This is a genomic window from Mesorhizobium sp. (genome assembly GCF_004962245.1).
Classification (GTDB): domain Bacteria; phylum Pseudomonadota; class Alphaproteobacteria; order Rhizobiales; family Rhizobiaceae; genus Mesorhizobium.
Genome location: NZ_SUHQ01000008.1, coordinates 205,515 through 218,289 on the forward strand (window position 1 = coordinate 205,515; position 12,775 = coordinate 218,289).

Consider the following 12,775-nt stretch of genomic DNA (forward strand, 5'->3'; position numbering starts at 1 on the left):
GCCGAACTGGTTAACGATTCGTTAGCAGGCTTCGAAATGCTTTTTAAGGGATTTCTAAAATCGAACCGAACGGTTCGTTTCTGTTGACACTGCGTGCAGGACGGTGTGAACGCTGGCTCGCCAATCTGTCAAATGGCCGGATGGCACGTTTGAGCTAACAGACTGATAATAAAGCGGAAAATTGTGGTTGTAGGAACCTCTGGCGCAATTTCAAGATGCAGATTCTTGGTCCACGCGGAACAACTTCGTGATTGGAATCCGCAGGATGGCCTTCCCACATCGGGGCTGTCCGAACGACGCGAATTCCTCCCAAGACACGCCGCTAGACGGACGGAAAACTAAAGATACTGGAGTATTAAAAATGAAAAAGATCGCTCTTACTGCCGTCGCCGTTCTGGCCATCACCGGCAGCGCCTTTGCCGGCAGCGACCATTATGGGTCCAACGGCGCCAACCAGCCAGCCGCCGCAGTCGACAGCTCGTACACGGCTTCCATTCAGACGCCGGCTCACGCTGAAAAGCCCGTTGTCCAGGGCGCTGACCGCAACCTTTTCGGCAACAATTAACAGCTGATCCCAGATCATGATCCCGAACCGAAGGTCAGCGAAGCAAAAAGTGGAAACCGGTTTTCGCTGGAGATCATGGTCAAACGAAAGACAAAGCGGCGGCAAGGTCCGCCGCTCGGGATCCTAGGAATTCAGGAGTACTAAAAATGAAAAAGATCGTTCTTGCCACCGCCGCCATTCTGGCCATCTCCGGCAGCGCTTTTGCCGGTAGCGACAATTATGGATCGAACGGCGCCAACCAGCCGGCCGCCGCAGTCGACAGCTCGTACACGGCTTCGGTTCGGAATTCGGCTCCGGCCCAGAATCCGGTTCCGGCTGACGAGAAGCCCGTCCACGGCAGCGACCGTAACCTCTTCGGCAACAACTAACAGCCGGTTCCAGACCACGATCCCGAACCGAAGGTCAGCGAAGCAAGAAGTGGAAACCGGTTTTCGCTGGAGATCATGGTCAAACAAACAGCGGCGGTGGCATTTGCCCACCGCGCTGGTGGAATGCGAAAATCCAGGAGTATTGAAAATGAAGACGATCGCTCTTACCGCCGCCGCGCTTTTGATTGCTGCCGGCAGCGCCTATGCCCGCAACGACAACGTTGGCGGAACCGATATCAACAAGCAGGCGACCGTCAACGTCGACAACACGCAGACGTCTTCGGTACGCAACACCGGCTCGCCGGTCTACAAGCTGCTCAATTCGTCGGGCGACGTACAGAAGTCCGCCCCGCAGGGCAGCGACCGGAACCTGTTCGGCCGCTAACAGCGACCTGAACGCACAAGAGCGGCGGGCTTGGCCCGCCGCTCTTGTTTTTTGCCTTCGCCAAACTACCCCGCCCTCAGGCCGCCTTTGCTTCCGCCTTGTGGAGTGTGAAGGAATGTCCGTCGGCATCGAAGATGTGCAGGTCGCCGGCATCGGCACTCAACCGCAGCGCAGCACCCCGCTTGACCTCGACATTGCCGGGCAGCTTGGTCACCAGCGGCAGGTCGGCGCGGCCGATGTCGACATAAACGAGCTGAACCTCGCCGAGCTGCTCGACATAGTCCACCGTCCCCTCGAACAGATAATCCGCTCCGGTGGCAATCACCAGATCCTCCGGCCGCACGCCGAAACTCACCGAAGCGCCCTTCGCTGACGCCGGCGTGGCGATCGGCACCGTCGCCTTGCGGCCGCCGACATGGCTGACGATGGTCGGATTGCCTGATTTGTCGATCGTCGCCGGCAGGATGTTCATGGCTGGCGAGCCGATGAACTGGGCGACGAACAGATTGCCGGGTTTCTTGTAGAGCTCCATCGGCGTGCCAACCTGCTCGATATGGCCCTCCTTGAGCACCACGATACGGTCGGCCAGCGTCATCGCCTCGACCTGGTCGTGGGTGACGTAGATCATCGTCGTGGCAGGCATCGACTCCTTGAGCTTGGCGATCTCGATGCGGGTGGCGACGCGCAGTGCCGCGTCGAGGTTCGACAGTGGCTCGTCGAACAGGAAGACCTTCGGGTTGCGCACGATGGCGCGGCCGATGGCGACGCGCTGACGCTGGCCGCCCGACATCGCCTTGGGCAGGCGGTCGAGATAGTTGGTCAGCTGCAGGATTTCCGCCGCTTGGCGCACCCGCTTGTCGATCTCGGCCTTACTCTCCTTGCCGATCTTCATCGAGAACGCCATGTTGTCGTAGACGGTCATATGCGGATAGAGCGCATAGGACTGAAACACCATGGCGATGCCTCGCTTCGACGGCGGCACGTCGTTCACCACCTCGCCGGCGATCTTGAGCTCCCCGGACGTGATTTCCTCAAGCCCGGCGATGGAGCGAAGCAAGGTCGACTTGCCGCAGCCCGAAGGGCCGACGAAGACGATGAACTCGCCCGACTTTATGTCGAGGTCGATGCCGTGGAGAATATTGAGATTGCCGTATGATTTCTTCACTTGCCTTAGCGTGACATCGGCCATGATTCCCTCCAGTGAATTGCAGATTCAGTCGATACGCCCGAACCAGGCGCCGTAGCCGCCGAGGCGGATGGAGCCGGCGCCAGTCTGTCCCGAAAACCCGTGCCCCGGCAAGGGCTGCAGCGAGCGTCCGCCGAGATCGATTTCGGCCGGTCGGCTGCCGAGGTTGAAGACGCAGACGATCTGCTCGTTGCCCTCGCGGCGCGTGAAGGCAACCGTATCGCCCTCGCTTTCGATGAAGTCGATATCGCCCTTGGCCAGCGCCGGATGCAAACGCCGGAAGGCGAGAAAGCGCCGGTAGTGCTCGAGCAGCGAACCGTCGTCGCCCTGCTGCACATTGACCGCTTGCGAAAGGTGCTTGGCGGGCACGGGCAGCCATGGCTTTGCCTTGGAGAAGCCGCCATTCATGGCGGCGCCATCCCAGACCATCGGCGTGCGGCAGCCGTCGCGGCCCTTGAATTCCGGCCAGAAGCGGATGCCGTAGGGGTCCTGCAGGTCCTCGAACTGCAGCGAGGCCTCGCCGAGCCCGAGTTCCTCGCCCTGATAGATGCAGACCGAGCCGCGCAGGGACATCAGCAGCGCCGAGATCACCTTGAGATAAGCGGTCGGGTCGGCCTCGCCGGCCGCCCAGCGCGAGGCAGGGCGCATCACGTCATGGTTGGAGAAGGCCCAGCACGACCAGCCGTCGCTGGCGACCTTGCCGAAGGCCTCCAGCACCGAACGCACCTTTGCCGCGCTGATCTTCTCAGGCGCCAGGAAGTCGAACGAGTAGCACATATGCACGCGCTTGCTGCCGGCGGTATAGGCCGCCACCACCTCCAGCCCACGCTGTGAATCGCCGACTTCGCCGACCGCGGCCGTCGCCGGATACTCGTCGAGCAGGGCGCGGAAGCGTTCGAGGAAACCGAGGTTTTCGGGGCGGCTCTTGTCGTAGAGGTGGTCCTGGTAGTTGTAAGGATTGACGGAAGGCGCCGTCTGGTCGTTGCGCTCTTCGGGGGGCAGCGGCGGATTGTCCTCCAGGCCCTGGCTGTGGAAGTAGAAGTTGATGGTGTCGAGGCGAAAGCCGTCGACGCCGCGCTCCAGCCAGAAGCGGGTGACGTCGAGCAGCGCGTCCTGGACCGCGCGGCTGTGGAAGTTGAGATCGGGCTGCTCGGCCAGGAAATTATGCAGGTAATATTGCTGGCGGCTGGTGTCCCACTGCCAGGCCGAGCCGCCGAAGATCGACAGCCAGTTGTTGGGCGGCGTGCCGTCGGGCTTGGCATCCGCCCAGACATACCAGTCCGCCTTGGGATTGCTGCGGTTCGAGCGGCTTTCCTTGAACCACGGATGGCTGTCGGCGGTATGCGACAGCACCTCGTCGATCATCACCTTGAGCCCGAGCCTGTGCGCCTCGGCGGTCAGGGCATCGAAATCGGCCAGTGTGCCGAACATCGGATCGACGTCGCAAAAGTCGGATACGTCATAGCCGAAATCCTTCATCGGCGACTTGAAGAATGGCGAGATCCAGATGGCGTCGACGCCGAGCGCCGCGACATAGGGCAGCCTGCCGATGATGCCCTTGAGATCGCCGACGCCGTCGCCGTTCGAGTCCTGATAGCTGCGCGGATAGATCTGGTAGATCACGGCGCCTCGCCACCAGTCGCTGTCGACGGCGAGGTCGGGTTTCACGGTCGCTTTCACGGCGGATTGCATCATCAACCTCCCTTCACCGAACCGGCGAGCAGCCCGCGGACGAAATAGCGTTGCAGCGAGAAGAACACGATCAGCGGCACGACAATGGTGATGAAGGCCGACGTCGTCAGGATCTCCCAATCGCCGCCGCGCGAGCCGAGCAACGCGTTGAGCTTGGCGGTCAGCACGATCTGGTCCCCCTCGGTACCAAGGAAAACCATCGCGACCAGCAGATCGTTCCACACCCAGAGGAACTGGAAGATGGCGAAGGAGGCCAGCACCGGGAACGACAGCGGCAGCACGATCTTGACGAAGATCTCGAAATCGCTGGCGCCGTCGATGCGCGCCGATTCCATGATTTCGCGCGGCAGGCCGGCAATGTAGCTTCTCAAGAGATAGATGGCGAAAGGCAGGCCGAAGCCGGTATGCGCCAGCCAGATGCCGAGATAGGTTTTCGACGGCACGCCGAAGAAGCTGCCGACGCCGTTGTAGAGTTTCAGCAGCGGGATCAGCGACATCTGCAGCGGCACGACCAACAGGCCGATGATGACCGCGATGAGCAGCGCCCGGCCGGGAAAGCGCATCCAGGCCAGTGCATAGGCCGCGAACGCCGCGATCAGGATCGGGATGACGGTCGCCGGAATGGTGACGGTCAGCGAATTCATGAAGGAGCGGCCGATGCCTTCCGAAAACAGCACCGTATCGTAATTGTCGGTGGTGAATTTCGGCGGTGCCGACGAGGCGTAGTAGACGCGCTGGCCGCGCTCGCCCTCAAAGGGCTTTGTTGAGGTCATGACGAAACTGCCGTCGGCATTGATCTGCAAGGTCTCGCCGTCGCCGAGATCGGCCGTCGTGCCGGCGGGATATTGCGTCGGCGCCGCCGATTTGACACCGAAGGCGCTGATGTCGCGGGCCGGATCGTCGCCGAAGATGTTGCCCTCGAGGACGAACTTGCCGTCCTTCTCGACTTGCGCCGAGGCGGGTGGCAGCCGGCCCGCTTCCGTCTGGGTGGAACTGGCGAACGAGTTCCACCAGCCCGAGGCGATGATCTGGTCCTTGTCGCGCAGCGACGAGACGAGAATGCCGAGCGTCGGCACGGTCCAGATCGCGACGAAGATGAAGACCGCGATATGGACGCCGAAACGGCTGGCAAAGGACTTTCCGGTCGACACGGCCATCTCAATGTCCTCCCGTCTCTTTGTTGGCCTGGCGGATGTTCCAGACCATGATCGGAATGACCGCGAGCATGATGATGATGGCGATGGTGGCGCCGCGGCCAAAATCGCCGCCGCCGCGGAACATCCAGTCGAACATCAGATTGGCCAGGACCTGGCTGTTCCATTGGCCGTTGGTCATGGTCAGCACGATGTCGAAAACCTTCAGCACCAGGATGGTGATGGTGGTCCACACGACGGCGATCGTGCCCCAGATCTGCGGCACCATGATCTTCCAGAATATCTGGAACGGATTGGCGCCGTCGATGACGGCCGCTTCCAGTGTCTCTTCGGGAATACCCCGCAAGGCGGAGGACAGGATGACCATGGCAAAGCCGGTCTGGATCCAGATCAGAATGATCATCAGGAAGAAATTGTTCCAGAACGGCAGCGATATCCAGACCTGCGGCTGGCCGCCGAAATACTGGATGATGGCATTGAGCAGGCCGATCTGCGTCTGGCCCGCGCCGCGATACTCGTAGATGAATTTCCAGATGACGCTGGCGCCGACGAACGAGATCGCCAGCGGCAGGAAGATGAGGCTCTTGGCGATGGTGCCCCACCAGATCTTGTCGGTGAGGACAGCGATGATCAGACCGAGGAAGGTGCAGGCGGCGGGCACGACCGCCAGCCAGATGATGTTGTTGAGGATGGAACTGCGGAACTCGCGGTCGCCGAACGCCCATTCATAATTGGCGAAGCCGACGAAATTGGCGCCGCCGCGATCGAGGAACGACAGCCTGAGCGTCTCCACGACCGGGTAGATCAGGTAGATGGTGAGGATGATCATCGCCGGGCCGACGAACAGCCACGGCCGGATCAGCCCCTGCCGGCGCAGATTGTCGATGGCCGCGGCACCGGCGACACCGCGCGATGGGAAGATGATGTCCACCAGTCTGTTGGCGCCCCAGAAATAGGCGACGCAGCCGCCGACGCCGGCGATGATGACGAATATGGCCGAGAAAATCTGAGCCGCCACGGGTCCCTCCCTCTGCGCATGATCCGCCAGTCGAGAATGGCTTTGGCGACGGGATCATGCGCCGATTCAGTTGTTTGGAGCGCGACCGGAGGCAAGGCAGGGCTCCACTCTTGCTGGTCGCGCGTCATGCCGGAATATGCTCATAAAAATCGTTGCGGCGCGGGCCGCCGGTCGAATCCGGGCCAATAGCCCGAATCCATTTGGGATCGGTAGTCCGAATGTTCAGCCGGGGCCGCCTACTTGATCGCGTCCCAGCTCTTCTGGATGTCGGTGGCGACGTCCTGGGCGGACTTGCCGCCGACCAGATCGATCATGCCGGTCCAGAAGGCGCCGGCGCCGATCTTGCCCGGCATCAGGTCGGACCCGTCGAAGCGGAAGGTCGAGGCCTCGGCGAGGATTGCGCCCTGCTTCTTCAGCGCCTCGCTGGCATAGGCGTCGTTGTTGACCGACTTCAGCGGCGTCACGAAGCCGCCCTGGGCCATCCAGATCTCATGGGCCAGCGGCATCTTCAGGAATTCGATGAAGGCGCGTGCGGCCTTGGAGTCCTTGGTGATCATGGCCAGTGTGCCGGCGCCGAGCACCGGGGTGCCGAGGTCGGCCTTGGAGGCGTAGGGCGGGTAGTAGAAGAAGTCGGCGTCCTGGCCGATCTCAGTGCCTTCCGGGAAGAAGGTCGGGATGAACGACGCCTGGTGATGCAGATAGCATTTCGGCGGCACCGAGAAGAGGCCCTTGGGGCTATCGCGGAAGTCGGTCGCCGCAACCGCCTGGGCGCCGCCATCGACCATCTTGTCGTCGGTTGCGATCTTGCCGAAAATGTCGATGGCGTTGACCACCGCGGGATCGTTGAACGGAATCTCGTTCTTCACCCACTTGTCGTAGGTCTCGGGCGTCTGGGTGCGCAGCATGATGTCCTCGACCCAATCGGTCGCCGGCCAGCCGGTGGCGCCGCCCGAACCGAGCCCGATGCACCATGGCGTGCCGCCGTCGGCGATGATCTTCTTTTCGAGCTCGGCGAGCTCTTCCTGCGTCTTCGGCACCTCGTAGTCGGCTTCCTCGAAATTGTCGGGCGAATACCAGACCAGCGATTTCACGTCGGCTTTGTAGGGGAAGGCGAAGAAGCCCGGCTTGCCGTCCTTGTCGTTGAAGGTGCCGAGATCGACCCATGACTGGCCGGCGCCGTAATTGTCCTTGACCCAGTTGGCGGTGTCGTCGCCGAGCGGCGTCAGCAGGCCCTTGGACGCCAGGTCCTGGATCAGGCCCGGCTGCGGCAGCACGGCGATGTTGGGCGGGCTGCCGGCCTGCGTGTCGATGACGATCTGCTGTTCGTAATTTTCCGACGAGGAGTATTTGATCTGGGCGCCGGTGGCTTCCGAGAAATAGTCGAGAACGGTGCGCACAAGGCCCTCGTCCTCGCCGCGCCATGGCCCGAAGATCGATAGGGTCTCACCTTTGAGATCGACCTTCTTGAGCTCTTCGTAGTTCGCCCAGTTGAAGCGGGGGTCCTCACCCGGCTTGAACTTCAGTTCGGCTTGCGCCGGCGCGCCCAGGGCGAGCGTGACAAACGCGGCGCCCAGCAGAAGCATTTTCTTCATCGGAATTCCTCCCAGTGGTCACAAACACCCGGACGAAACCTCCATTCCGTCCGCCGACGCTGCAGGACTGTGACTCAATCGGAAAGGAACCACAACCTTTCGAAGAGTCTTCCAAAGCGCTTTGGCTTTTCCGATCACGCCACTGAATCGATCAGGAGTCAAGAGGGAGAAGAAACTAATCGATTTAAGTCCTCTGATGGTTGAGCATGCAAGTGCGCTGCAGCATGCTTTTTTGGCGATGCAGCAGTAAATTTTACTTCAAACCGGCCAGAAACGGTGTTTATGGTCTCCATGTTCGGCAGCGCTTTCCCAGGCCGCCGGCATTCCATGATTAAAAGCGCTTTGAGGCTTGGAGGCCTCCTGTGAACCTCAAACAGCTCTCCCACATGCTGGCGCTTTCGCAGACAACGGTAAGCCGCGCGCTGAACGGCTACCCGGAAGTCAACGAGGAAACGCGTCGGCGGGTGATCGACGCCGCCAAGCGCCACGGCTACCGCCCCAACCCGAGCGCGCGCCGGCTGGCGACCGGTAAGACCGGGATGATCGGCTATGTCTTGCCGACCGGGACGGCCGTCGACATCGACCCGCATTTCGTCGAATTCCTGTCCGGCCTCGGCGACTACGCCCGTTCGCACGAGCTCGACCTGGTGCTGTCCCCGGCCGATGCCGACGACCAGGAGACGACCTACCGGCGTATCGTCGCCAACCGGCAGGTCGACGCCGTCTACATCTCCTCGCCGAGGCCAGCCGACCGGCGGGTGGCGCTGGTCAGCACGCTCGGCATCCCCTTCATCGTCCATGGCCGCAGCGAAGGCCTCGATTTCGATTACCCCTTCACCGACATCGACAATGAGGGCGCCTTCCACGAGGCGGCACGGCTGCTCGTCCAGCTCGGTCACCGGCGGCTGGCGCTGATCAACGGCGACGACCGCGAGACCTTCGCTATCCACCGCGAGCGTGGCGTGCGCCGGGCACTGGCGGTGAGCGGTCTGGTGCTTGGCGAAGGCCATGTCTGTTCCATGGCCATGACCGAGGAGAACGGCTACCGCGCCGCCAGACGGTTGCTCGAGCGCAGCGATGCGCCGACCGCGATCGCCTGCTCCAGCCTGATCATGGCGCTCGGCGTCGTGCGCGCGGTACGCGACCTCGGCCTGACCATTCCGGGCGACCTGTCGCTGATCGCCCATGACGATGTCTTCCCCTGGCTGAAGCCGGAGAATTTTTCGGTGCCGTTGTCGACGACGCGTTCGTCGATTCGTTTGGCCGGCGCGCGCGTCGCCGAGCGGCTGGCGGCGCGGATCTCCGGCCTGGAAGAGGGCGCCCGCGGCGAGGTCTGGCCGGTCGATCTGGTGATCAGGGGATCGGTCGCCGGCGCGCCGGCGTAGGGTCAAACCCATTCAAGGCACCTAGAACGGCGCGGAAATGGCAACCTGGCTCAAGCGATAACGCCCGAGCTGCGATGGGCTTAACGAGCGAAGGCAGGCTGGAGACAGGGAAGGGCCGCATGAAGTGAAATTATCCACTTGCGCGGATCCCGCATGTTTTATCGGATCGAACCGAAGCCGAATTGGCATGGCGGCTGGGGTCATGTTCATTCGCCGTTGCCGCGTGGCGCATAACGAGCGCCGTTGCCAACACGCCAACGCCCGAACCACGACCATCATTTTGCAAGGCACTCGGGAAGACGCACCGGTTTGTCGATCTTCGCCAGTAGCTCGGGCCTGGCGCAGGGCGGGAAACCGACAATGCGCATGGTTTCTATGAGACGCTTGCGGTCCGCATCCGTGTGGACAAGAGGTTCGTTCACCCTTCCCTCGATGGTCAGGTCGGGGAACCGTTTGAGGGCCTCGCTGATCAGGGTTTTCGCTTCCTCGGTACGCCCAACTGCCGCCAGCGCGGCGGGGCGATATGTCCATCCCCAGATCCCATAATTCTCCGGCGCCAACCGGTCCATCATTAGCAGCGCGTCGTCGTAGCGGCCGACCATGAAATAGGCGTGGGCAAAAAGCCTGGTGCTCCACAACGGGTAGTTCGGGTTGAGATGGATCGCCCGATCAGCCATTTCGGCGCCCCGCTCGGCCTCGCCAAAAGTCGAAGCCCAAGGCACATAAAAGGTCACGATCTCGAACTGATTTGGAGCCATTTGCAGGGCCGCGTCGAATTCCGCCTTGGCGCGCGCGAGATCACCCTTTACGATCAGGCTCCGGGCGAGAACGGCATGCGCTTCGGCATCGGCCGGATCGAGCGCGACTGAACGTTTAGCGGCTTCGGCGGCGATACGTCGATTCTTTTCGGGTTCGACATCGAAACTGGCCAGCACAGAATGCGAATGGTGCAGTTCCACCCAGGCGCGGGCCAGCGTAGGGTCCAGTTCGATAGCGCGGCTGAGAAGTCTGATGGCTTCCTCGACGTCGGCGCGATTGATTTGTTCCAGCTTCTCGGTACCGAGGAGGTAGAGTTCGTAGGCGTTGAGGTTGCCGGGAGGTTTGCGGTGCGCCGTTATCCGACCTGCCTCTTGGATCAGGCCAGCGCCGCCACCAAGCCGGTTGGAGACCTGCTCAGCAATCTCCGTCTGAATCGCAAACAAGTCCCGGTCCGGCCGGTCCCACCGGTTCGACCATAGATGCTTACCGGTCTTCGCGTCAATGAACTGAGCCGTAACCCGCACCCGATCGGCTTGGCGTTGAATCGAGCCTTCGACCACAAAGTCCGCGCCGAGCGCTGCAGCGACCTCAGTCGGGTTGGCCGGCTTGCCTTCGTAGACTTCCGTCGAGTTATGGGCAATCACCCGGAATTCAGGAAACCGTGCGAGATCGGTAATGATATCCTCGGTGAGGCCGCCGGCCAGACGCTGCACACTTGCTTCGCCGCCGATCGCTTGAAACGGCAGCACCGCGACGGATGGCAGGACCGTGTCAGAACGCTTCTCGATGGCGGAACCCATGAAGAGCCAGACTGCGCCTCCCGCCAACAAGAGGCCCAGCGCCACAGCCGCCGCGGTCCATTTCCACCTTGCCGGCGCCGAAGGCGGGTCCGCGGCCGCGATCACCAGCCTGTATCCGCGTTTCGGCACCGCCTTAAGTACTGACTGGCTCTCGTCGTGAAGCGCGCGGCGGATGTCGCGCACGCATTGAACCAGGCTGTCATCGGTGACGAATACGCCTGGCCACACCGCCTGCATCAGCTCATCTTTGGTGACCAGGCGGCCGGCGTTTTCCAGGAGATATTTCAGGAGGTCGAAGGCCTGCGGTCTGAGGGCGATCTCGCGCCCTTCCGGGTCACGCACAAACCCTCCGGCAACATCGACGATGACGCCGTTGATGGCGAATGTCCGGGCAGCCCGGGAATCCATCCTCCGCCTCCCACCGCGGGGGAGTCATTATAGCAGATGCCTGCAAAAGCTTGAATGCTGATGGAACATCTTTGTTTTCGGCAAATTTTCACCGAACTATCACCAGTTGTTCGTTACATTGGTGCGGCGGCGATCCAGTGTTTCAGTCGTTCCGAAGATTTGGAATCGGTTCAATGCTGAGACGCCGTCCCTTGCCGACCGTTGCCGTCATTTTCGTGGGCGGGGCTCTTTGTTCGCCGGGCGTCTACGCGCACGATGCCGGAACGGGATGGTACTACCCGCCCAGCTGCTGCAACGGCGATGGCGCCATCGGCGACTGCCAAATGATCCCAGCCAACTCAGTGAGGGAAGCGCCAGATGGTTTTGCCGTAGTGCTGTTCCCCGGCGACCATCATCTGGTGACGCGAAAACAGAACTTCCGTATCCCGTACGGCAGTGAGATCAGGTCGGGCGACGGCAACTATCACATCTGCCTTTACCCGACGCAGGCCACCGTCTTCTGCTTCTTTGCGCCGCCCGGATCAGCGTGACTGCTGCGGGGATCATGACCACGTCGGTGTCAGGTCGGCTGTGGCCGGCATTTACGGTGCAGCCGAATTGCCAATGCCTCGCAGTCGCGACCCAACCGTATTCCGGGACTTGTTGAAATCGATAGGAGGACCCACCATGAACCTGCGATCCCTCAGAGCGCGTCGTGTCGGTGCGCTTATGTTCTCACTGTGTGCTTTCGGGCTGATGATGTCAGCCTCTATGCCAGCAGAAGGCAAATTCTTCGTCGAGCCTGTGGTTGAGAAAAAGGTGAAGGAACTGCCGCCCGGACCATTGTTTTGGCGGCTGGAAAATTTCCCAACGTTGGCGCAGGCCCAGAGCGCTGCGGGTCCGACCTCGCTTGCGGCGGAGGTCGCGGGCAAGGTCTGGCTGTTCACGCTTGGACCGAAGGATGGCTCCACGCCTGGCGGAACCAAGGTCGTCGAGATCGGACCCCTTTCGCCGATCAGCGCCAGCCAGTATTTGCTGCGCGTCAACCGCGCCGGTGGAGCGCCCGGCGCCAAGACGCCGATCCATACGCATCCGGGACCGGAGGCCTTCTATGTGCTGGCTGGCAAGCTCGGCCAGAGAACGCCCCACGGCGTAACCTACGCTGAAGCCGGCACGGCCATGACCGGACACGGGGCTGACACGCCGATGGAAGTGTTCAGCGCCGGCACAGCCGATCTCGATGAGCTGGCCATCTTCGTGGCGGACGCCGATCGGCCGTTCTCGTCACCGGCCAGCCTCGACTGAGGCGACATTTCCCGGGGTGGCGCGAATGTTCGGAACGAGCTGAGGCGGCACCCCAGCGAAGATCCGCAAGATTCCAGAATTTTGGATTTTCGCTTACACGCATCATCGAATGTCAGTTTTGGTCCGGTGGGTTCAATAGGTCATTGCAACACCTTCTGTAGCCTATCGGCCGGCGTTTC

Annotated in this window: 12 protein-coding genes; 6 read left to right on the forward strand and 6 right to left on the reverse strand. The window is 61.7% G+C overall.

Annotated features, from left to right (window positions below; all coding sequences use genetic code 11):
• The first annotated feature begins 361 nt into the window (after nucleotides 1-361).
• From E5X88_RS11360 to E5X88_RS11370, 3 genes are all read left to right on the forward strand, one after another.
• Nucleotides 362-565 carry a DUF680 domain-containing protein gene (locus E5X88_RS11360; RefSeq protein ID WP_292161326.1) on the forward strand — a complete coding sequence of 68 codons (204 nt, stop codon included), beginning with the start codon at nucleotides 362-364 and terminating at the stop codon, nucleotides 563-565.
• Nucleotides 566-711: 146 nt separating this feature from the next.
• Nucleotides 712-933: a DUF680 domain-containing protein gene (locus tag E5X88_RS11365; protein WP_292161327.1), complete on the forward strand. Its 222-nt coding sequence runs from the start codon at nucleotides 712-714 to the stop codon at nucleotides 931-933.
• 148 nt (nucleotides 934-1,081) lie between these two features.
• On the forward strand, nucleotides 1,082-1,318 hold the full coding sequence (locus E5X88_RS11370; RefSeq protein ID WP_292161328.1) for a DUF680 domain-containing protein: 237 nt from the start codon (nucleotides 1,082-1,084) through the stop codon (nucleotides 1,316-1,318).
• A gap of 76 nt (nucleotides 1,319-1,394) precedes the next feature.
• Here E5X88_RS11370 and ugpC read toward each other — a convergent pair whose 3' ends face one another.
• From ugpC to E5X88_RS11395, 5 genes are all read right to left on the reverse strand, one after another.
• Nucleotides 1,395-2,507: a sn-glycerol-3-phosphate ABC transporter ATP-binding protein UgpC gene (gene ugpC, locus E5X88_RS11375; protein WP_292161329.1), complete on the reverse strand. Its 1,113-nt coding sequence runs from the start codon at nucleotides 2,505-2,507 to the stop codon at nucleotides 1,395-1,397.
• A gap of 24 nt (nucleotides 2,508-2,531) precedes the next feature.
• Nucleotides 2,532-4,196, reverse strand: coding sequence for an alpha-glucosidase (locus E5X88_RS11380; RefSeq protein ID WP_292161345.1), 1,665 nt, complete (start codon nucleotides 4,194-4,196; stop codon nucleotides 2,532-2,534).
• 2 nt (nucleotides 4,197-4,198) lie between these two features.
• Nucleotides 4,199-5,353: a carbohydrate ABC transporter permease gene (locus E5X88_RS11385; RefSeq protein WP_292161330.1), complete on the reverse strand. Its 1,155-nt coding sequence runs from the start codon at nucleotides 5,351-5,353 to the stop codon at nucleotides 4,199-4,201.
• 1 nt (nucleotide 5,354) lies between these two features.
• Nucleotides 5,355-6,368, reverse strand: a complete 1,014-nt coding sequence (locus E5X88_RS11390; RefSeq protein WP_292161331.1) for a carbohydrate ABC transporter permease — start codon at nucleotides 6,366-6,368, stop codon at nucleotides 5,355-5,357.
• Nucleotides 6,369-6,604: 236 nt separating this feature from the next.
• On the reverse strand, nucleotides 6,605-7,960 hold the full coding sequence (locus E5X88_RS11395; RefSeq protein WP_292161332.1) for an ABC transporter substrate-binding protein: 1,356 nt from the start codon (nucleotides 7,958-7,960) through the stop codon (nucleotides 6,605-6,607).
• A gap of 362 nt (nucleotides 7,961-8,322) precedes the next feature.
• Between E5X88_RS11395 and E5X88_RS11400 the strand changes: the two genes are divergently transcribed.
• Complete coding sequence (locus E5X88_RS11400) at nucleotides 8,323-9,345, forward strand: substrate-binding domain-containing protein (protein ID WP_292161333.1); 1,023 nt, start codon at nucleotides 8,323-8,325, stop codon at nucleotides 9,343-9,345.
• 275 nt (nucleotides 9,346-9,620) lie between these two features.
• Here the strand turns inward: E5X88_RS11400 and E5X88_RS11405 are convergent, their stop codons facing one another.
• Nucleotides 9,621-11,312 (reverse strand): winged helix-turn-helix domain-containing protein, encoded by a 1,692-nt coding sequence (locus E5X88_RS11405; RefSeq protein WP_292161334.1) that lies wholly within the window; start codon nucleotides 11,310-11,312, stop codon nucleotides 9,621-9,623.
• A 173-nt stretch (nucleotides 11,313-11,485) separates the two neighbouring features.
• Here E5X88_RS11405 and E5X88_RS11410 point away from each other — a divergent pair, with 173 nt between their 5' ends.
• Together E5X88_RS11410 and E5X88_RS11415 are read left to right on the forward strand one after the other, a co-directional pair.
• A complete protein-coding gene (locus E5X88_RS11410; protein WP_292161335.1) occupies nucleotides 11,486-11,842 on the forward strand; it encodes a hypothetical protein in 357 nt (118 codons plus the stop codon).
• A 136-nt stretch (nucleotides 11,843-11,978) separates the two neighbouring features.
• Complete coding sequence (locus E5X88_RS11415; RefSeq protein ID WP_292161336.1) at nucleotides 11,979-12,596, forward strand: cupin domain-containing protein; 618 nt, start codon at nucleotides 11,979-11,981, stop codon at nucleotides 12,594-12,596.
• The last annotated feature ends 179 nt before the right edge of the window (nucleotides 12,597-12,775 follow it).

Bases quoted from the DNA above. Each gene is read 5' to 3' on its own strand.
- E5X88_RS11380 (WP_292161345.1), bottom strand. From the start codon at position 4,196: ATGCAATCCGCCGTGAAAGCGACCGTGAAACCCGACCTCGCCGTCGAC.
- ugpC (WP_292161329.1), bottom strand. From the start codon at position 2,507: ATGGCCGATGTCACGCTAAGGCAAGTGAAGAAATCATACGGCAATCTC.
- E5X88_RS11370 (WP_292161328.1), top strand. From the start codon at position 1,082: ATGAAGACGATCGCTCTTACCGCCGCCGCGCTTTTGATTGCTGCCGGC.
- E5X88_RS11415 (WP_292161336.1), top strand. From the start codon at position 11,979: ATGAACCTGCGATCCCTCAGAGCGCGTCGTGTCGGTGCGCTTATGTTC.
- E5X88_RS11385 (WP_292161330.1), bottom strand. From the start codon at position 5,353: ATGGCCGTGTCGACCGGAAAGTCCTTTGCCAGCCGTTTCGGCGTCCAT.
- E5X88_RS11395 (WP_292161332.1), bottom strand. From the start codon at position 7,960: ATGAAGAAAATGCTTCTGCTGGGCGCCGCGTTTGTCACGCTCGCCCTG.
- E5X88_RS11405 (WP_292161334.1), bottom strand. From the start codon at position 11,312: ATGGATTCCCGGGCTGCCCGGACATTCGCCATCAACGGCGTCATCGTC.
- E5X88_RS11365 (WP_292161327.1), top strand. From the start codon at position 712: ATGAAAAAGATCGTTCTTGCCACCGCCGCCATTCTGGCCATCTCCGGC.
- E5X88_RS11360 (WP_292161326.1), top strand. From the start codon at position 362: ATGAAAAAGATCGCTCTTACTGCCGTCGCCGTTCTGGCCATCACCGGC.
- E5X88_RS11410 (WP_292161335.1), top strand. From the start codon at position 11,486: ATGCTGAGACGCCGTCCCTTGCCGACCGTTGCCGTCATTTTCGTGGGC.